This is a genomic window from Gluconobacter sp. (genome assembly GCF_047722525.1).
GTDB lineage: Bacteria > Pseudomonadota > Alphaproteobacteria > Acetobacterales > Acetobacteraceae > Gluconobacter.
Genome location: NZ_JBDNYY010000017.1, coordinates 21,488 through 40,860, shown reverse-complemented (window position 1 = coordinate 40,860; position 19,373 = coordinate 21,488). Strand labels below are relative to the sequence as shown.

Sequence of the window (19,373 nt, the reverse complement as noted above, 5' to 3'; positions counted from 1 at the left end):
CGGTTTGGCGGTCAGGTCATGGACACGGCCGGGATCGAGAACTTCATTTCCGTGCAGGAAACGGAAGGCCCGAAACTCTCCGCGGCGCTTGAGGCGCATGTGCGGCAGTATGACGTGCAGATCATCCCCTCCCAGTTGGCGGCAAAGCTGATCCCGGCCACGGAAACCGGCGGTCTGCACCAGATTGTTCTGGAAAGCGGTGCGACCCTGCGCTCGAAGACGATCATTATTGCGACCGGTGCACGCTGGCGGCATCTGGGCGTGCCGGGTGAGGACGAGTATCGCACGAAAGGCGTGGCCTATTGCCCGCATTGCGATGGCCCGTTCTACAAGGGGCGTCCGGTTGTGGTGGCGGGCGGCGGCAATAGCGGTGTGGAAGCGGCGATTGATCTTGCGGGCATTGTCTCGCACGTTACGCTGCTTCAGCGCGGGGCGCATCTGAAGGCGGACAAGGTGTTGCAGGACAAGCTGCTGAGCCTGTCGAACGTGACGGTCCTGACCAATGCCCTGACAACGGAAATCGAGGGTAACGGCAAGGAAGTCACCGGTCTGACGTATAGTGACGGTGATGGGGGGCTGCATCAGGTCAAAACCGATGGCGTGTTCGTCCAGATCGGTCTGCTGCCCAATACGGAATGGCTGAAGGGTGCGGTGAAGCTCAGCCCGTACGGCGAGATCGTCATCGACGATCACTGTGCAACATCTGTTCCGGGGGTGTTTGCTGCCGGTGATGCGACGACGGTGCCTTACAAGCAGATCGTTATCGCGATGGGTGAGGGGGCCAAGGCGTCTCTGGTGGCCTTCGACTATCTGATCCGTCTGCCGGTGACTGCAAAAGCGGGCTGAAGAAAGGGGGATTGGGGATTCACGGGCCGGAGTGTAGGTTTTGGCCATGCATCCTTATCTGATCCCCCTCCTGACTTTTGCGGCAGCCGCGGCCGTTTTCACTATCACGCCGGGCCTCGATACGGCCATGACGCTGCGAACCGCCACGACGTCAGGCTGGAAGGCAGGTCTGGCGGCGGTTGTGGGGATCTGTCTTGGTCTGGGAATCTGGGGGCTGGCGGCAGCGTTTGGCCTTACGGCGTTGCTTGCGGCTTCGGAAACGGCGTTCACGGTCGTCAAATGGGCCGGGGCGCTTTATCTCGCATGGCTCGGGATCGGGTTGATCCTGCATCCCCGGTCATCACTGGGCACAGCCGAAGTCTCGGGACCGTCAGCGCATGACGATGCCCGCGCGGCCTTCCGCCGTGGGCTGCTGACCAATCTGCTTAATCCCAAGGTCGGCATTTTCTATATGACGTTCATGCCGCAGTTCATTCCGCCGCATGTGAACGTGCAGGAGTTTTCACTCCTGCTGACGGCCATTCAGGCCATATTGTCCTTCTCGTGGCTGGCACTGCTTGTCGCCATGACCGTGCCGCTTGGGCGGTTCCTGTCGAGCACGACGGTCGTGCGCCGCATGGACAGGTTGACGGGGAGCATCTTTCTGGCGTTCAGTCTGAAGCTGGCTTTCAGTCGTCGGGCCTGAACCATGACCAAAATCTACCTTTTCATGACCAGTTTTCTTGTGGGTGCGACCTGCGCCATCGTGTCCTATGGGGTCGCCCATCACTGATGGGAAACTGACACCATAAAAAATGGCGGAGCCGAAGCCCCGCCATTTTTTCAGTCTGCTGAGGCCATTCCTCGCAGAACGTAGGGCAGGATGCCCCCGTTGCGGTAATAGTCCGCTTCATCGACCGTATCGACACGGCACAGCAGCGGGACATCCTGTGTGCTGCCATCCTGACGGGTGATCGTCATGGTCAGGGTGGCGCGTGGTGTCAGGGTTTCGATCCCGTGGATGGCGATCGTCTCCGTTCCATCCAGTCCCAGTGTTTTCCGGGTTGTGCCCGGCTCGAATGTCAGGGGGAGGACGCCCATGCCGACGAGGTTGGAGCGGTGGATGCGCTCGAAGCTCTCCGCGATGACGGCCTTGATGCCCAGCAGGCGCGTCCCCTTCGCGGCCCAGTCACGGGATGAGCCCATGCCGTATTCCTTGCCGCCGAACACGACAAGCGGCACGTCGTCCTGCGCATAGCGGCTGGCGGCATCATAGATGGACATTTTTACGCCATCGGGCTGATGCAGCGTGACGCCGCCCTCGGTCCCGGGAGCCATCTCGTTGCGGATGCGGATATTGGCGAAAGTCCCCCGGACCATGACGCGGTCATTGCCGCGACGTGAGCCGTAGGAATTGAAATCTTTCACCGCGACCTGATGCTCCTGCAGATACACGCCTGCCGGGGAGGAGGCCGCAATCGCACCGGCGGGGGAGATATGGTCGGTCGTGATGTTGTCGCCCAGCAGTGCCAAAATCCGCGCGTCGGAAATGTCTTTCGTGGGCGCGGGTTCGGCGGTCAGCCCGTCGAAGTAGGGCGGGTTCTGCACATAGGTCGAGCCCGGCTGCCAGTCATAGGTCGCCGAAGTCCCGGCCGAGGCCAGAGCCTGCCATTCCTTCGTGCCTTCCGTGATGTGGCTGTAACGCTCGACGAACGCTTCGCGCGTGACGGCAGAGCCGACAAGCTCTGCGATCTCGTGGTTGCTCGGCCAGATATCACGCAGATGGACCGGCGTGCCGTCGGGCGCGTGTCCCAGAACGGCCGTCGTGATGTCTTCGCGCATCGTCCCCAGAAGCGCATAGGCGACGACCAGCGGCGGGCTTGCGAGATAGTTGGCGCGGACATTGGGCGAAATCCGGCCTTCGAAGTTCCGGTTGCCGGACAGGACCGAAGTCGCGACCAGACCATTTCCTTCAATGGCGTCCACAAGTTCCTTCGCCAGCGGCCCGGAATTGCCGATGCAGGTTGTGCAGCCATAGCCGACCGTCTCGAAACCCAATGCGTCCAGATCGGCGCTCAGACCGGCGCGATCCAGATAGTCTGTCACGACCTGAGAGCCCGGTGCGAGCGACGTCTTGACCCAGGGCTTCGGCATCAGGCCGAGTGCTCTGGCCTTGCGGGCCACCAGTCCGGCCGCGACCAGAACGGCGGGGTTGGACGTGTTGGTGCAGGACGTGATGGCAGCGATGACGATGGAGCCGTGCCCGATCGCATAATCCGTGCCAGCGACGGGGGCGGTCTTGTGGATGTCGGCGGGTTTGACGCCCAGCGCGTCAATCAGGGCTTTTTCGAAAGCCGGGGTAGCAGCGGAAAGTTCGATCCGGTCCTGCGGGCGCTTGGGGCCGGAAATGCAGGGCGTGACCGTGCCCAGATCCAGCGTCAGAACGTCCGAAAACACCGGCTCCGGTGTGGAGGCGTCGCGGAACATGCCCTGCGCGCGCAGCCATGTTTCGGTCAGCGCAATGCGATGTTCGTCACGGCCGGTCTGGCGCAGATAATCGAGCGCCAGTGCATCGACGGGGAAGAAGCCGCAGGTCGCGCCATATTCCGGGGCCATGTTGGCAATCGTTGCCCGGTCCGCGACCGGCAGATGATCCAGCGCCGGGCCAAAGAACTCCACGAACTTGCCGACCACGCCCTTGGCGCGCAGCATCTGCGTGACCGTCAGGACCAGATCGGTCGCAGTCGTGCCTTCTGGCAGACGTCCTTTCATCCTGAAACCCACGACATCGGGAATAAGCATGGAAATTGGCTGCCCGAGCATCGCGGCTTCGGCCTCGATTCCGCCGACGCCCCAGCCCAGAACGCCGAGACCATTGACCATGGTCGTGTGAGAATCCGTGCCATACAGCGTGTCCGGATAGGCGTAGGTGACGTCGCCGACCGTGCCCGTCCAGACGACCTGGGACAGATATTCCAGATTGACCTGATGGCAGATGCCAGCCCCCGGCGGGACGACGCGGAACTGGTCGAACGCTTCCTGACCCCAGCGCAGGAACGCATAACGCTCGCCATTGCGCTCGAATTCCAGCGAGACATTCTGCTGGAGCGCGTCCTTGCGTCCGGCCACGTCCACCATCACGGAATGGTCGATCACCAGATCGACGGGCACGAGCGGATTGACCTTCTGCGGATCACCACCGAGCGAGACAATGCCGTCGCGCATGGCGGCCAGATCGACGACGGCCGGAACGCCGGTAAAATCCTGCATCAGGATGCGCGCGGGCTTGAACGGGACTTCCTGCGTGGAGTGCGCGGCTTTCGTCCAGTCAATGATCGCCTGCGCGTCCTCGACACGATAGGTCGTGCCATCCGTAAAGCGCAGGACGTTTTCGAGCAGCACCTTTAGGCTGACGGGCAGGCGCGAAATGTCGCCCAGCTTTTCAGCCGCGACGGGCAGGGAGAAATAGCGATAGGAGCGGCCCTCGATCGAAAGGTCGCGCTGGCAGTCCAGAAGGTCGTGTCCAACCTGTTTCATGATGGGAATGTTCCTTGAAGGGCTGTCAGAATATTACTGAATGGCGCGCAGAAGGGCCTGCGTGACGTCCTGCGTGGTGGCCTTGCCGCCCAGATCGCGGGTGCGGAGGCCTTCGACCTGAAGGATCTGCTTCATCGCACCGTCCAGACGCTGGGACAGGTCCTGCCGTCCGACATGCGCCAGCATCATGCTGCCCGCCATCATCAGCGCCAGCGGATTGGCGATGCCCTGTCCGGCAATGTCGGGTGCTGAGCCATGCACGGCCTCGAAGATTCCCATTTTCTCGCCGATATTCGCACCCGGCGCCATACCAAGACCGCCTACGAGACCGGCCGTCAGGTCGGACAGGATATCGCCGAACAGATTGGTCGTGACGATGACGTCGTAATTCTCCGGACGGATCACAAGCTCCATCGCGCAGGCGTCAACGATGCGTTCTTCCAGCGCCACGCGGCCTTCATATTCCGCAGCGACCTTGCGGCCTTCATGCAGGAATAGACCGCTCAGGATTTTCAGGATGTTCGCCTTGTGGACAAGCGTCACCTTCTTGCGGTTGTTCTTTACGGCATATTCGAAAGCGAAGCGGACGATCCGGTTGCATTCGGCGCGGGTATTGAACCCGGCGCCATACGCCACCGCTTCTGGGTCCCCGTCCACGGCCATGTAGTGCTCCATCGCGGCATACAGGCCTTCAATGTTCTCGCGGATCACGACCAGATCGACGTTCTCATAGCGGCCGCCGGGGACGATCGTCTGGGTCGGGCGGACGTTGGCGTACAGGTCGAAGGCCTGACGCAGCGTGACGTTGATGGAGCGGAAACCCTTACCCACGGGGGTGGTCAGAGGGCCTTTCAGCACAAGGCCGGTGCGGCGGATACTGTCGAGCGTAGCCTCGGGAAGGGCGGTCCCATGTTGCTCGAAGGCGCCTACGCCTGCGCTCTGATGATCCCAGAGGAAAGGGGCCTCAAGGGCGTCCATGACGGTTGTGACCGACTGCATGATTTCCGGGCCAATTCCGTCACCGGCGATGAGTGTGGCGGGAATGGTCTTGGTCATGGCGCGCTCCTATCTGGTCAAGGGATGGGTCTGTGACGCGGCGGACCTTAAAGAAGTTTCGTGTGTGAACCAATGTTTGCAGGAGGCTTTGATCATACCTTAAAGGTATGGAATGATCGAGCTCAGACATCTCCATGCCGTCATCGCCATTGCCGAGGAACGCAACCTGACCCGCGCGGCCGAGCGCCTCGGGATCCAGCAGCCGCCGCTGACCCGGTTGCTGAAGGGTATGGAACAGGAGCTTGGTGTCCAGCTTTTTGAACGTCACGCCCGGGGCATGCGTCTGACGTCTGCGGGGCGCAGTATGGTCAAGGGGGCCTATGATATCGTCGAACGCATGGAGGAGACGGTCGAGGATGTCCGCCGCATCGTTCGGGGTGAGGCCGGTGAACTGTCGATCGGCTTTACGAACTCGGCGCTGTGTCATCCCAGCCTGCCCGACATGCTGGGACAGTTCCGCGAGACCTGGCCGGATGTCGGGCTGACGCTGACGGAAGGCAATTCCAGCCAGCTTCTGGGAGCGTTGCGGGAAGATACCGTGGACGTTGCATTCATCCGCACGTCCATTCCCTATGTGTCGGATGTGATGGTCGAACTGATCGTGGAGGAGCCCATGGTGGTGGCTGTCCCTCGCACTCACAGACTGGCGAAGGAGGTGCCCGCGGCGGGCCTGAAGCTGGCCGAACTCGAGGATGAGGACTTCATCCTGTATCAGAGCCAGTACAACAACGGTCTGTACAAGACGATCGTCGATGCCTGTCTGGGTGCAGGGTTTACGCCCCGTATCAGACAGAAAGGGCCGCAGCTTCTGGCGGCCCTGAATCTTGTGGCGGGTGGTCTGGGCATTTCCCTCGTCCCACAATCCATGCAGCAGCATCATGCGGGGCAGGTGGTCTATATTCCGCTCTCTTCCCGCACGGCCCTGACGGCGCCGCTTTATCTCGTGTTCCGGTCAGTCCGGATGACGGGGGCCAAGCTCTATTTCATTCATCAGGCCCGTCGGATCCGGCAGATCTATCGGTCTGTTCCGGATAAGTAATATTTTCATTCTTCCATGGGTGTTGGAGCGGGGATGGTTGCCGGACGGGAATCACTGATCCAGCTTTTGGTCAGCGTATAGGCCACGGACAGGACCAGGGGGCCGATGAAGATTCCGACCAGCCCCAGGCCGCCCAGACCGCCGATAACGCCGAGCATGATGAGAATGAGCGGAATGTCAGCCTGTTTGCGGATCAGGAATGGGCGTAGGACGTTGTCGATGACGATGGTGATGATGGTGACGACGAGCAGAAGGGCAGCGGGTGCGAGACCGCGGTCGAAATAGACCCAGATCACGGCCGGGATCAGGGTGACGCCGGGTCCGGCCTGAAGCAGGCAGACCATGAAGGTGCCGGCTGTGAGGATGCTGACCCAGGGGGCGCCGGCGAGTTTCAGGCCGATGCCGGCGACGGCGGATTCAACGACCGCCGTGACGGTGACGCCAAAGGCAACGCCCCGGATCGTGTAGGCGGCGAGCTGGAGCATTTCCTTGCCGCGGCTTCCTGCCAGAATGGTGACAAGGCTGTCGGCAACGGCAATCGCCGATTCAGCGCGCATGAGCAGGACGCCGAGGATGATCAGGGTGAGCACGAACTGAAGGGCAAGGATACTGAAGCTGCCCGCGTAAGTCAGGAAGGTGTGGATCAGGGTTTCCGGAGCGGGGATGATCTGGCGGACCATCTCGGGGAACTGCATGTGTTGCAGGCGGGTCCAGAACGGCGCGATATGCGGGCCGATCAGCGGGAGGCGGCCGAACCATTTCGGCTCATTGGGGATGTGGAGGGTCGAGGATGAGGAAATCAGGCTGACAATATCGCCGAAATGGCTGGAAACCGTCGTGATGGCCAGCCACACCGGCAGGATGAAGACCAGCATTGCAATAAGGATCGTAAGCGAAACGGCCACTCTGCGGCTGTTCCCGACGACAGCCTGAAGGCGGCGCAGCATGGGCCAGGTGGTCACCGCGATGGTGACGGCCCAGATCATGGCGGGAAGAAACGGCTTGAGGATCCAGATGGCGCTGATGACGATGGCGCTTGCCAGAAGGGCAACCAGAACGGACCGGGTATTGTCCTGTGAACCGTTCTGGAAGAGGTCTGGCATTGAGGGATCGGCTTTCCGTTAAATAAAATCGACAGTGACGGGGGAAGGTATGCGGGTTTGCGAACTGGAGAAAGTCATATCTGGGCGGTTTCGGAAAATGCCTGACGTCCGGGTGCAGTCATGGATCCGGGGCAGTCTTTGCCGGCAACATTACGAGATGTGATCGGCGGATCGTGCTGCGCCCTTGATCTCCTTTTATTTCTCCGTCACTCTCCCGGCCTGTCAGGGGAGTCCCGCCCAAGGGACTGAGAGGCCAATTGGTGTTGCCGGGAAACCGGCTGCACGGTGTGGCGACCCTTTGAACCTGACCCAGTTGATACTGGCGTAGGAAGACCGAAGGGCATCGCTCCCCGCCATCTGTGTGGGAAATGCACCTTTCGGGCCGGTCCGGCCCTTTTTTTGTGCCTGCAGGCACAGGGCGGCGGTTCCCTTTCTGCTTCACGTTCTTCCTGGGTCTTTTCGAGTGCGCTTGAGGAGACACCACATGAACGCTTCCATTCCCGCCATTACGACGGGCCCGCTGCCGGCTTCCAGCAAGGTCCATGTTCAGGGCACGCTCCACGACATCAGTGTGCCCATGCGGCAGATCGAGGTTTCGGATGAATGTCCGCTGAACGTCTATGACAGTTCCGGCCCTTATACTGACACCACCATCAGCATCGATATCGCAAAAGGTCTCGCGGACAGTCGTGGCGACTGGCTTCGTAATCGCGGCGATGTGGAAGAGTATGACGGTCGCACGATTACGGCGGCGGATAACGGTTTTGCCGTGGGTGAGCGACTGACGCCTGCGTTTCCGAACCAGCGGCGTCCCCTGCGTGCAGTCGGCGATCGTGCTGTGACCCAGATGGCCTATGCCCGGGCTGGCATTATTACGCCCGAGATGGAATTCGTTGCCATCCGGGAAAATATCGGCCGCACGCAGGCGCTGGAGGAAGAGCGGGATGGCGAGGATTTCGGCGCCAGCATTCCGGACTTCGTGACGCCGGAATTTGTCCGGCAGGAAATTGCCTCGGGCCGGGCGATCATCCCCGCCAACATCAATCACCGCGAACTGGAGCCGATGATCATCGGCCGGAACTTTTTGGTGAAGATCAATGCCAATATCGGCAATTCGGCCGTGACCTCTTCCATGGAAGAGGAAGTCGAAAAGATGGTCTGGTCGATCCGCTGGGGCGCGGATACCGTCATGGATCTCTCCACAGGCCGCAACATCCATAATATCCGTGACTGGATCATCCGGAACGCCCCTGTGCCGATCGGGACGGTGCCACTTTATCAGGCGCTGGAAAAGGTGGGCGGGATTGCGGAAGACCTGACATGGGAGATCTTCCGTGACACGCTGATTGAGCAGGCGGAGCAGGGCGTGGATTACTTTACCATCCATGCAGGCGTCCGGCTGCACATGATCCCTCTGACGGCCCGACGGGTGACGGGCATCGTGTCGCGTGGTGGGTCCATTATGGCGAAATGGTGCCTGCATCATCACCGTGAGAGCTTCCTGTACGAGCATTTCGAGGAGATCTGCGACATCTGCCGCCGTTATGACGTGTCGTTCTCGCTCGGGGATGGCCTGCGTCCCGGTTCGATTGCCGATGCCAATGATGCGGCGCAGTTTGCGGAGCTGGAAACGCTTGGCGAGTTGACGAAAATCGCCTGGGCGAAGGACTGTCAGGTCATGATCGAGGGGCCGGGTCACGTGCCGATGCACAAGATCAAGGCCAACATGGACAAGCAGCTTGAGCACTGCCACGAAGCGCCGTTCTATACGCTTGGCCCGCTGACGACCGATATCGCCCCCGGTTACGATCACATCACCTCGGCCATCGGTGCGGCCATGATCGGCTGGTTTGGCACGGCCATGCTCTGCTACGTCACGCCGAAGGAACATCTGGGCTTGCCGGATCGGAATGACGTCAAGACGGGTGTCATCACCTACAAGCTTGCAGCTCATGCGGCGGATCTCGCCAAAGGCCATCCGGGCGCGCAGATGCGGGATGACGCCCTGTCGCGGGCGCGGTTCGAGTTCCGGTGGGAGGACCAGTTCAATCTGGGTCTCGATCCCGATACCGCCCGCGCCATGCATGATGAGACCCTGCCCAAGCAGGCGCACAAGGTGTCCCATTTCTGCTCGATGTGTGGGCCGAAGTTCTGCTCGATGAAGATTTCGCATGACATTCGTGCGGCAGCGGAAAAGCAGGACGGCATGGAGCAGATGGCGGAGAAATTCCGTGAAGGCGGGCAGCTCTATGTTCCCGTGACGGAACCGGCGGAATGATCCATTCCGTCCTGGGGGGAGGGGTTACGGCACTGTGTTGTGCCACGGCCCTTTCCGACCGGGGCCTTGACGTGGAAGTCATCGTCCCGGATGGCGCCCCGGAACCGGCGTCAAAGTTTGCGGGGGGCATGCTGGCGCCTTTCTGCGAAGGGGAAAGCGCGCCGGATCTGATCGTGGCAAAAGGGCAGGCTTCCGTGAACTGGTGGGCCGCGCATGTGCCCGGCGTTGTGCGGCGTGGCACGCTTGTTGTCGCACCGCCGCGGGATGTTTCCGAACTGGAGCGTTTTGCACGGGCGACGCGGGAGCATGACTGGGTGTCTCCCGGGGATCTGGAGCCGGATCTGGCAGGGCGTTTCGCACGGGGGCTGTTCTTTTCGAGCGAAGCGCATCTGGACCCGCGTCAAGCACTGGCCAGTCTGCGAAGCCGTCTGGAAAGCAGAGGCGTGTCGTTCCGGACCGGGGCGCCACGGGGCCCGATCGTGGACTGTCGGGGGCTGGCGTCCCGGGAGGATCTGGCCGATCTGCGCGGTGTGCGGGGGGAAATGCTGATCGTGCACGCGCCCGACGTGGCGCTGACACGCCCTGTTCGACTGCTGCATCCCCGCTTCCCCTGCTACATCGTGCCGCGCGAGAACGGGCGCTACATGATCGGCGCGACCATGGTGGAAAGCGCGCGTCGTGGGGGCGTTACGGCGCGGGCTGCGATGGAACTGCTTTCCGCGGCCTATACGCTTCATCCCGGTTTTGCCGAAGCGGAAATCCTTGAACTGGGCGCAGGGCTGCGTCCGTCCTTTCCTGACAATATTCCGGCCATCCGGCACGCGGCGGACCGCATCCATGTCAACGGGATGTATCGCCACGGTTTCCTGATGGCGCCTGTCTGCGCGGAGCAACTGGCCACGGAACTTGCGGAGCTTCACGTCCATGCGGATTGATCTGAACGGCCAGACCATCGAAACGCAGGCTCGGACACTGGCCGACCTGCTGACGGAGCAGGGTTTTGAATCCCCCTGCGTGGCCACGGCCGTGGATGGCGATTTCATTGCCCGGCCCCTTCGTTCCGGAACACCGTTGAATGATGGCGTGAAGGTTGAAGTCCTGTCGCCGATGCAGGGAGGCTGACATGTTCTATGGTGTTGATCTGACGTCCCGTCTGATGCTTGGGACTGCGCAATATCCGTCGCCGCAGGTTTTGCTGGAGGCCATCGAGGCATCCGGCGCGGAGGTCATTACCGTCTCGCTGAGGCGCGAAGGGGCGGCCGGGGGGGCGTTTCGTGACCTTCTGGCGAAAAGCCGCTGCCGCCTGCTGCCCAACACGGCGGGCTGTCATACCGTTCGGGAAGCCGTGACCACTGCCCGGATGGCGCGTGAAGTGTTTGGAACGTCATGGATCAAGCTGGAAGTGATCGGTCATGCCGACACGCTGCAACCCGACCCGTTTGCGCTCATCGAGGCCGCGCGCGTGCTGTGTGCGGAAGGGTTTGATGTCTTTCCCTACACGACCGAAGACCTGATCGTGGGCGAAAAGCTGCTTGAGGCCGGTTGCAAAGTCCTGATGCCCTGGGGCGCGCCCATCGGTTCGGGGCAGGGATTGCGGAACCTTCAGGGACTGCGGACCATGAGGGCACATTTCCCGGATGTTCCACTGGTCGTGGATGCGGGGATCGGTGCGCCCAGTCAGGCCGCGCAGACCATGGAACTGGGATTTGATGCCGTGCTGCTCAATACTGCTGTGGCGAAGGCGGTCGATCCTGTGGGGATGGCGCGGGCCTTCGGGCGCGCCATACAGGCGGGACGGGAAGGCCATCAGGCCGGACTCATGCTGGAGCGGGACATGGCCAGCGCCTCGACGCCCGTTTTCGGTCTGGCGGAGCTGGCATGATGGCGCTTGATCCGTTTTATCTGCTAGTCGGGGAAGTCGGGCTGCTTGAAACGCTTCTGCCCTGCGGTGTGCGACTGGTACAGCTTCGCCTCAAGGACAAACCGGAAGCGGAAATCCGCCGCCAGATCTGTCATGCCCGTGATCTGTGCGCGCAGCATGACGCCCAGCTTGTCATCAACGACTACTGGCGTCTTGCCATGGAGCTGGGATGCGATTTCGTTCATCTGGGTCAGGAAGACATGGAAACGGCGGATTTTGCCGCGCTCCGGAAAGCCGGAGTCCGGTTCGGCCTGTCCACCCATGACCCGGCGGAACTGGAACATGCCCTGTCTTTCGAACCGGCATATGTTGCTCTTGGTCCCGTCTATCCGACCCTTCTGAAGAAAATGAAATGGGGTCCGCAAGGGTTGGAGCGGGTAGGCGACTGGAAGAAACGGGCAGGTCAGACGCCGCTTGTCGCCATCGGGGGCCTGACGCCCGAGCGCCTCCCCAGGGTCTTTGCCGCAGGTGCGGACAGCGCCGCTGTGGTGACGGATATCCAGATGGCGGACGACCCGGTTGCCCGCTGCCGGGAATGGGTCGCCGCGACGCGGGCTTATGTACGATGAGCCGGTACTTGCGGCAGATCAGTCTTTTTCCGCAGGGTGAGGCCGATCAGAAGCGTCTTCTGGATGCCCATGTTCTGGTTGTCGGTGCCGGTGGCCTGGGGGCGACCGTGCTGCCAGCACTCGTTGGAGCCGGGTGTGGCAGGATCACGGTGGTGGATCATGACCGGGTGGATGAAAGCAATCTTCATCGGCAGACCCTGTTTCGTACGGAGGACATTGGCAAACCAAAGGTTGCTTGTGTGGCGGAACGGTTGTCCGGTCTGAATCCGGACTGTGATATCGTGCCGGTTGAGCAACGCCTTGAGCCCGCTTCTGCGGCGTGTCTTCTTTCCGGCGTGTCCGCCGTTGTTGATGCGGCAGACAGTGTGGCCGTGACCTATATGCTGTCTGACCTCTGCCTTGAGGCAGGGATTCCTCTCGTCAGCGCCTCGGTGCTGGGGCAGTCTGGTTATGTCGGGGGATTCTGTGGTGGCGCACCCGGTTATCGCGCTGTTTTCCCCGATATCCCTGCCAGTTTTCCAACCTGCTCGGAGGCCGGAGTGCTGGGGCCAGCCGTAGCGGCGCTGGGTGCCATACAGGCGCAGATGACGCTGTCGATCCTGCTTGAAATGCAGCCTTCCCCACTGGGCCAGATGATCAGTCTGGATCTGGAACACTGGCGGAGTTCTTCCTTCCGTTTTGATGGCGCGCCTGCGCCGGAAGAGGAGGGTCCCTTTATTCTCGGTCTTGAAGAGATCACTGAAGCTGATCGTGTATTTGATCTCCGGAGCAGGGATGAAAAGGGACCGCCCTCTGTGGAGTGGGCTGCCCGTGGGCCGATCGAGCGTCCGGAAATGCTGGATGTGAAGGCGGGAAGAACCGTGTTCGTCTGTGCCAGTGGCCTGCGGGCCTGGCGGGCGGCGAAACGCTTTTCCGGGCAGAGCGGCGTCGATGCGTTCATTGCGACCACAGGGCGATGACACGTCCCGTTCTTCTGATCGGCGGGATGGATTCCAGTGGAGGGGCTGGCATTGCCCGTGACCTGCTCGCTGTCCATGACGCAGGACTGACGGCACGCGTCGCCGTCACGGCCGTCACTGCCCAGACGGACCGCAGGGTTCTGGCTGTGGATCCTGTTTCGCCGGATCTGCTCGCAGCCCAGATCGAGGCGGCGCTGGAAGAGGGGGTTGGGGCCATCAAGATTGGTGCCCTGTGCAACGCAGGGCTTGTCCGGACTATGGCAGCGCGTCTTCCCGATGTGCCAGTCATTCTCGATCCGGTTCTCTGCTCCAGTTCCGGTCATGCCCTTCTGGAGCCGGAAGGGATTCAGGCGCTTCTCGGACTGCTTCTGCCCCGCACTACTGTCCTGACACCAAATCTGCCGGAACTGACGGCCCTGAAATCAGCCTTGGGAATGGATCCTTCTTCGGAGCGCATCGATGTTGTCGAGGCTCTTCTTGAGCGTGGCTGTGAGAGTGTCTTTCTGAAAGGGGGTCATGACCGCCGTTCCGATGGATCAACTGATATCCTGTATCGAGCGGGAAAGCCGCCCCTGTCTTTCCGCTCCCCGCGTTATCCGTTCGACCTCAGGGGAACGGGGTGTCAACTGGCGAGCGGTCTTGCCGCGGCACTGGCCGATGGGAAGAGCCTGTCCGACGCTATTGAAGCTTCCCGGGCCCAGCTTGAGGTCCGCTTTCGTGAAGCCCATGCACGCCGGCAGTGTCTTCCGTGAAGCCTGAGGCCTGACGGTTTTCTTCCGGACTCCCGGTGGGTCAGAGGGAAGATGAGGCTTCGTTTCCGGGCATGACAGGCAGATTGCGATGGCGCTGCCCTGTTGCGTGGAAAATGGCGTTGGCGATCGCGGCGGCTGTGCCGCACATGCCGATTTCTCCTACGCCCTTGACGCCGAGCGGACTGACTTCGGGGTCTTTTTCCGCGACGAAAAGGACGTCCATGTCCGGAATGTCCGCATGGGCCGGGATGTGATATTCGGAGAAATTGTGGTTCATGAAGCGGCCGACGCGTTCGTCCATCAGGGACTCTTCATGAAGGGCCATGCCTGTTGCCATGACCATGGCGCCCCGGACCTGGCTGGCTGCCGTCTTGGGGTTCATGATGCGGCCGGCCGCGACGGCGTTGACCAGACGCGTGACGCGGACAGTGCCGAGTTCTTCATCCACACGGACTTCGCAGAAAACAGCGCTATGGGTGAAACGCGCTTTTCTCATCTGGCTGATGGTTCCGCGCAGGCCCGGTTTTGCGGTTTCCTCGACTTCGAGCCTGTCGTGGCCTGTCAGAGACAGGGCTTCGGAAAGGGACAGTCTGAGATTTTCGTCTGCGCCCGTGTCCTGAAGAAATCCGTCCTGTAGCACTGTGGTATTATTCGACAGTCCTGCCGTCAGCCAGGCGGAGATGTTTCCACTTTTACCCAGTGTTTTGAATAGCTTCTCGCGAAGGCTCTGACAGGCGAGCCAGACTGCGGCACCCGCGGAGGCGGCTGTCCAGGATCCGCCTTCCGTGGGGCATTCGGGGAGGGTTGAATCGCCCAGTTCGATATCGATCATCTCAATAGGGATGCCGAAGGCTTCCGAGGCTGTCTGCGCCAGAATCGTGTAGGTTCCGGTCCCGATGTCGGAGGCGGCGGTTGCGATATGCAGACGTCCGTCAGCGGTCAGCGTAGCGCGTGCGGAGGTGGCGGAGAACATTGCGTCCCAGATGCCTGTCGCCATGCCCCAGCCGATCAGGTCCCGGCCGTCGCGCATGCTTTTCGGGGCCATCGGGCGGTTCTGCCAGCCGAAACGCTCTGCGCCCTCATGCATGGCCTCTTTCAGCGCCTTGCTGGTCAGGGGCATGTCATGCATGGCGTCGATGTCGGAATAGTTGTGCAGGCGGAAGGCCAGCGGGTCCATGTTGCAGGCATAGGCCATTTCATCGATGGCCATTTCGAAGAGATTGACGCCCGTGGCGGCTCCGGGCGCCCGCATGTCGCTGGAGGTATAAGTGTCACGCGGGGCGACCTTGTAGTCGGCCGTGGCGTTGGGGCATTTGTAATTGATCAGGCCCCAGATCACGAGATTTTCCATGTTGTGTTCAAAGCGGGACGTGTCCGTCACGCCGTCGACGATCATGGACTGCAATGTGCCGTCTGGCCGGGCCCCGAGCGCGATATTCATGACGGCTTCCGGACGGAAGACATGCGTGAACATCTGCTGCCGTGTCAGGGTGATCCGTACCGAACGCTTCAGCATTTTTGCGCCCAGGGCTGCGAGAAAAACGTTGTGCTGGGCGCGCAGGCCGGAGCCGAATGCGCCGCCGACATAGGGATTGCGCACACGGACCTGATCTTTCGAAAGGGACAGGGCGCTGCTCAGATACGCCTGTACGGCCTGCGGGCCCTGTGTCTTGTCCCAGACCGTGAAGCTGCCGTCATCTTCGGTGATGACAGTGGTCGCATGCATTTCCATGGGATTGTGATGCTCAGGGGCGAGATGATAGCGCCCTTCGACCTTGATCGGGCTGAGGGCATAAGCCTCGGCGGCGTCTCCACGCGATTTGGGGGGCACGTAATTGCTGCGGGGTTTGCCGGGCATGTATTTCTGGTGCAGGGAGGCCTCGAAATCCGCGTTATGTGGCCAGCGTTCGTAATCTACCTCGAGAAGCATGGCGGCTTCACGGGCGGCTTCGAATGTCTCTGCCAAGACAACAGCGACGGGCTGGCCGTTGAAGTTTATTTCCGCGTCATGGAGCGGCCTGTAGGGAGAGCCGGGGACGCCCAGACCATCCACGTAGGATTTTTCAAACAGCGCGGTGTGGGGGCGGTTGAGATGCGTCATGATCTCCACCACCCCGGGTACCGCACGGGCCGCATCTTCCCGGATCGTCTCGATCCGGCCGCGGGCGATGGGGCTGTTGACGATGAAGCCGTACAGCATGCCGGCGGGATGCGGTTCGGCGGCGTATCGGGCCTGTCCCGTCACCTTGGCGAGGCCGTCGATCCGGGAGACAGGCTGTCCGATTTTTGCTGAATGGAGGGTCATACCCGGGTTCTTTCAGAAAATGGTCTTTTGCGTCTGGGACTGGGGCGTACCAGCGGCGGCCTGCCACAGGGCGCGGATGATCACGCGGGGGGCCAGTCTCAGCTTTGCGGCGTTGTCGCGGTCGGTGACAGCGCCTTGCAGAAGACACTCGGCGGTGTCGCGGAACAGGGAGGGGGAAGGCGTTTTCCCTTCAAGGAGGGCTTCGGCTTCCGGGACGCACCAGGGTTTCGTGCCGACGCCGCCCATGGCGATGTGGGCCTTGCGGATTGTATTGTTTTCGATCTGCAACCCTGCTGCGACGGAGACGATGGCGAAGGCGAAAGACAGGCGGTCGCGGATCTTGAGATAGGTGTGATGGGCGCCGAAGCTGAGCGACGGAAGGTCGATGGACGTGACGATTTCACCGGTGCGCAGGATGTTGTCCTGCCAGGGTGTATCTTCCGGGAGGCGGTGATAGTCGCGGATGGGAACAGTACGCTCACCTTCCGGGCCGGTGAGGTTGACTGTTGCGTTCAGGGCCGCGAGGGCCACGCACATATCAGACGGGAACGTGGCGATACAGGCGTCGCTGGTGCCGAGGATGGCCATGATCCGGTTGCGTCCGCCTTTGGCGGAACATCCCGTGCCGGGGGAGCGCTTGTTGCAGGCCATATCCGGGTCATAGAAATAATGGCAGCGCGTGCGCTGGTTCAGGTTCCCGCCATTCGTGGCCCTGTTGCGGATCTGCGGGCTGGCACCGGCGAGGATGGCGGAAGCCAGAAGGGGATAGTGTTCGCTGACAATCGGGTGGGCTGCCGTGTCCGCATTGGTAGCCAGTGCGCCGAGGCGCAGGCCGCCATCAGGGCGCTCCTCGATCTGGCTCATGGAAAGGGCGTTGAGATCGATGACGTGTTCAGGCCGCTCGACGTCCGATTTCATGAGGTCGATGAGGTTTGTCCCGCCAGCGAGGTATCGCGCATGGTCGGACGCATGACAGGCGTTATCGAGTGTCTCGGGGCGGGAATAGGAGAAATGTCTCATGCGGCTTCTCCGGCCCGGTTCTGATGCTGGTGCGCAACGACCTGCTCGATGGCATCGATAATACCGTTATAGGCGCCGCACCGGCAGAGATTGCCGCTCATGAACTCCCGGATTTCCTCGCGGGTTCGCACATGTCCCTCTTCCAGAAGAGCTACTGCGGACATGATCTGTCCCGGAGTGCAGTATCCGCACTGAAAGGCGTCCCGGTCGATAAAAGCCTGCTGCATGGGATGCAGGTGGCCATCGTGCTCCAGACCTTCGATCGTCGTGACGTCCGCATCCGGGATCGAGACGGCCAGGATGAGACAGCTTTTCACGCGCTTGCCATCGACCAGAACCGTGCAGGCACCGCACTGTCCGTGGTCGCATCCTTTTTTGGTGCCTGTGAGGTCCAGACGCTCCCGTAGCAGGTCCAGTAATGTCACAGATGGCGGGATATCGAGAGTGTGGGGTTTTCCATTGATCTGGAGACGACAGGGGCTGGTGACGGACACATCAGTCATGGGAAAATCGCTCCGTTCAGCGTCAATTTTTTCGGCATCAGGAGTGTAAGAGCAGCGGCAAAGGCAAGTTTCATGGTGTTCCCGATAATTCGGGATACAGATCTGCTGGTTGCACGAAAAAGCGGTGAGGAGCCGCGAATACCGGCCGAAAAGGAATTTTCTTTCAATGTTTCCGTAACGTGACCGTGACCTGGCCGTTCAATACTGAAATGGCAGCGTTTCAGTATCTGCCAGGCTTTTGAAAATACCTTGATGGGAACCATGGTGACGGAAAACAGGACGCAGACCCGGCATCGCAAGGATGATCTTTCCCTGGACGGTCTGAGCTTTCTTCTTGCGGATGTTCAGGACAATCTGGGGAATTTCCTGACGGCGTTCCTGACGATCCAGAACTGGCCTTCGAACCGGATCGGGGCGGCCATCGCCGCAGGCGGGCTGGGAGCCGTTCTGGCGCGGTTTGTGTGTGGATGGGCTCTGGATATTTTTGCGTGCCGGCGGTTGATGCTGGCGGTCTGCTGCGTCGTGACTTTCGTGTCGGTCGCAGTGATGGCATGGGCGCCGCTGTTTTGCCCTATTGTTCTGGCGCATTTCATTGCCGGCGGGGCGGGTGCGCTCTTTACGCCCATTCTGGCAGCGATCAGCCATCATACGGCAGGGGCGAGGGGCTATATCGCGCGTATGGGGCGCAATGAGTCCTTCAACCATCTGGGAAATGCGTCTTCCGGCTTTCTGATGAGTCTTCTGGGGAGAATGATGGGGCCTGTGGCGCCCTTATGGGGCGTTGGCGTCCTTGCGGCACTCAGTCTTTTTCTTGTCGGTGGTTTTTCTGCCCGGGCGGACGAACCGTCAGGACAGTCCCGGAAAGAGGCTTCGGCCAGGGAGACTCTCCATGCGGTCTGTATGTTGCTGTCGGAGCCGGGACTGGCGATCTTTCTGACGACCTATCTGCTGTTCAATGTGGCGAATGGCGCCGTAGTTCCGCTCATGATCGAGCGTTATGCCTTTTTCCATCTGGGTGATCCGGCTGTTGTCACGGCCATCTGTATCGTGGTCGCCCAGATCACCATGGCGCCCGTTGCTTTTTTCGTTGGCAGAAAGGCGCCTCACTGGCCGCGCAAACCCCTTTTCATTCTGGCGCTTGCTTTGCAGCCCGTCCGGGATGGACTGGTGGTTCTGAGTGCTGGATGGCCGACGCTTGCGCTTGTCCAGATTCTGGACGGCCTTTCGTCGGGCATTATCCTTGTGCTGTTCTATGCCATTCTTTCGGATATCGCGTCTGGAAGTGGGCGGCGCAATCTGCTTATCGGGCTGGGGTTGGCTCTGGGGACCATCGGTGCGCTCCTGTCCAATCTTGCGGGCGGCGCCCTGACATCAGCCTACGGGTTCAACACGACCTTCATGATCCTGGGCCTGACGGGGGCAGTAGTGGCCTGCCTGTTTGCATGGGGCATGCCGGAAACGAATCATCCTGCGGTTTCTGATCCAGCGTGAAGAGGGCCTGTCGTC

18 protein-coding genes and 1 riboswitch are annotated in these 19,373 nt (G+C 61.1%); of the genes, 11 read left to right on the top strand and 7 right to left on the bottom strand.

Annotated elements, in window-relative coordinates; all coding sequences use genetic code 11:
* Both ABF859_RS12530 and ABF859_RS12525 read left to right on the top strand, forming a co-directional pair.
* The coding region (locus ABF859_RS12530) for an FAD-dependent oxidoreductase (RefSeq protein ID WP_415528093.1) at window positions 1–846 on the top strand (846 nt) is incomplete at its 5' end.
* A 46-nt stretch (window positions 847–892) separates the two neighbouring features.
* Window positions 893–1,531 carry a LysE family translocator gene (locus ABF859_RS12525; protein ID WP_415528092.1) on the top strand — a complete coding sequence of 213 codons (639 nt, stop codon included), beginning with the start codon at window positions 893–895 and terminating at the stop codon, window positions 1,529–1,531.
* Window positions 1,532–1,668: 137 nt separating this feature from the next.
* On the opposite strand, the gene acnA is transcribed toward ABF859_RS12525, so the two are convergent.
* A complete protein-coding gene (acnA, locus tag ABF859_RS12520) occupies window positions 1,669–4,362 on the bottom strand; it encodes an aconitate hydratase AcnA (RefSeq protein ID WP_415528091.1) in 2,694 nt (897 codons plus the stop codon).
* Between the two features lie 33 nt (window positions 4,363–4,395).
* Window positions 4,396–5,418, bottom strand: a complete 1,023-nt coding sequence (locus tag ABF859_RS12515) for an isocitrate/isopropylmalate dehydrogenase family protein (RefSeq protein ID WP_415528090.1) — start codon at window positions 5,416–5,418, stop codon at window positions 4,396–4,398.
* Between the two features lie 112 nt (window positions 5,419–5,530).
* Between ABF859_RS12515 and ABF859_RS12510 the strand changes: the two genes are divergently transcribed.
* Window positions 5,531–6,457: a LysR family transcriptional regulator gene (locus ABF859_RS12510; protein ID WP_415528089.1), complete on the top strand. Its 927-nt coding sequence runs from the start codon at window positions 5,531–5,533 to the stop codon at window positions 6,455–6,457.
* 5 nt (window positions 6,458–6,462) lie between these two features.
* On the opposite strand, the gene ABF859_RS12505 is transcribed toward ABF859_RS12510, so the two are convergent.
* Window positions 6,463–7,560 carry an AI-2E family transporter gene (locus tag ABF859_RS12505; protein WP_415528088.1) on the bottom strand — a complete coding sequence of 366 codons (1,098 nt, stop codon included), beginning with the start codon at window positions 7,558–7,560 and terminating at the stop codon, window positions 6,463–6,465.
* A 214-nt stretch (window positions 7,561–7,774) separates the two neighbouring features.
* A riboswitch (TPP riboswitch) is annotated at window positions 7,775–7,908 on the top strand.
* 136 nt (window positions 7,909–8,044) lie between these two features.
* Here ABF859_RS12505 and thiC point away from each other — a divergent pair.
* From thiC to thiD, 7 genes are read left to right on the top strand one after another with little or no spacing between them, the layout of a single operon-like run.
* Window positions 8,045–9,838, top strand: a complete 1,794-nt coding sequence (gene thiC / locus ABF859_RS12500; RefSeq protein WP_415528087.1) for a phosphomethylpyrimidine synthase ThiC — start codon at window positions 8,045–8,047, stop codon at window positions 9,836–9,838.
* Window positions 9,835–10,773: an FAD-dependent oxidoreductase gene (locus ABF859_RS12495; RefSeq protein ID WP_415528086.1), complete on the top strand. Its 939-nt coding sequence runs from the start codon at window positions 9,835–9,837 to the stop codon at window positions 10,771–10,773. Before thiC ends, ABF859_RS12495 begins: the two co-directional genes overlap by 4 nt.
* Entirely contained in the window at window positions 10,763–10,960 is a 198-nt protein-coding gene (gene thiS / locus ABF859_RS12490; protein WP_415528085.1) for a sulfur carrier protein ThiS, read from the top strand. The genes ABF859_RS12495 and thiS overlap by 11 nt, the downstream gene beginning before the upstream one ends.
* 1 nt (window position 10,961) lies before the next feature.
* Entirely contained in the window at window positions 10,962–11,720 is a 759-nt protein-coding gene (locus ABF859_RS12485; RefSeq protein WP_415528084.1) for a thiazole synthase, read from the top strand.
* Complete coding sequence (locus ABF859_RS12480; protein WP_415528083.1) at window positions 11,717–12,328, top strand: thiamine phosphate synthase; 612 nt, start codon at window positions 11,717–11,719, stop codon at window positions 12,326–12,328. The genes ABF859_RS12485 and ABF859_RS12480 overlap by 4 nt, the downstream gene beginning before the upstream one ends.
* Window positions 12,329–12,336: 8 nt before the next feature.
* Entirely contained in the window at window positions 12,337–13,287 is a 951-nt protein-coding gene (locus ABF859_RS12475) for a HesA/MoeB/ThiF family protein (RefSeq protein WP_415528082.1), read from the top strand.
* A complete protein-coding gene (thiD, locus tag ABF859_RS12470; protein ID WP_415528081.1) occupies window positions 13,284–14,039 on the top strand; it encodes a bifunctional hydroxymethylpyrimidine kinase/phosphomethylpyrimidine kinase in 756 nt (251 codons plus the stop codon). Before ABF859_RS12475 ends, thiD begins: the two co-directional genes overlap by 4 nt.
* A gap of 40 nt (window positions 14,040–14,079) precedes the next feature.
* Here the strand turns inward: thiD and ABF859_RS12465 are convergent, their stop codons facing one another.
* Genes ABF859_RS12465 through ABF859_RS12450 form a run of 4 tightly spaced genes read right to left on the bottom strand, consistent with a single transcriptional unit; the run spans window position 14,080 to window position 18,130 of the window.
* On the bottom strand, window positions 14,080–16,344 hold the full coding sequence (locus tag ABF859_RS12465; protein ID WP_415528080.1) for a xanthine dehydrogenase family protein molybdopterin-binding subunit: 2,265 nt from the start codon (window positions 16,342–16,344) through the stop codon (window positions 14,080–14,082).
* 12 nt (window positions 16,345–16,356) lie between these two features.
* Window positions 16,357–17,364, bottom strand: coding sequence for an FAD binding domain-containing protein (locus ABF859_RS12460; RefSeq protein WP_415528079.1), 1,008 nt, complete (start codon window positions 17,362–17,364; stop codon window positions 16,357–16,359).
* Window positions 17,361–17,867: a (2Fe-2S)-binding protein gene (locus ABF859_RS12455; protein ID WP_415528078.1), complete on the bottom strand. Its 507-nt coding sequence runs from the start codon at window positions 17,865–17,867 to the stop codon at window positions 17,361–17,363. Before ABF859_RS12455 ends, ABF859_RS12460 begins: the two co-directional genes overlap by 4 nt.
* Window positions 17,864–18,130 carry a hypothetical protein gene (locus ABF859_RS12450; protein ID WP_415528077.1) on the bottom strand — a complete coding sequence of 89 codons (267 nt, stop codon included), beginning with the start codon at window positions 18,128–18,130 and terminating at the stop codon, window positions 17,864–17,866. Before ABF859_RS12450 ends, ABF859_RS12455 begins: the two co-directional genes overlap by 4 nt.
* Here ABF859_RS12450 and ABF859_RS12445 point away from each other — a divergent pair.
* On the top strand, window positions 18,129–19,358 hold the full coding sequence (locus ABF859_RS12445; RefSeq protein ID WP_415528076.1) for an MFS transporter: 1,230 nt from the start codon (window positions 18,129–18,131) through the stop codon (window positions 19,356–19,358). The two genes, ABF859_RS12450 and ABF859_RS12445, sit on opposite strands and share 2 nt — an antisense overlap.
* The last annotated feature ends 15 nt before the right edge of the window (window positions 19,359–19,373 follow it).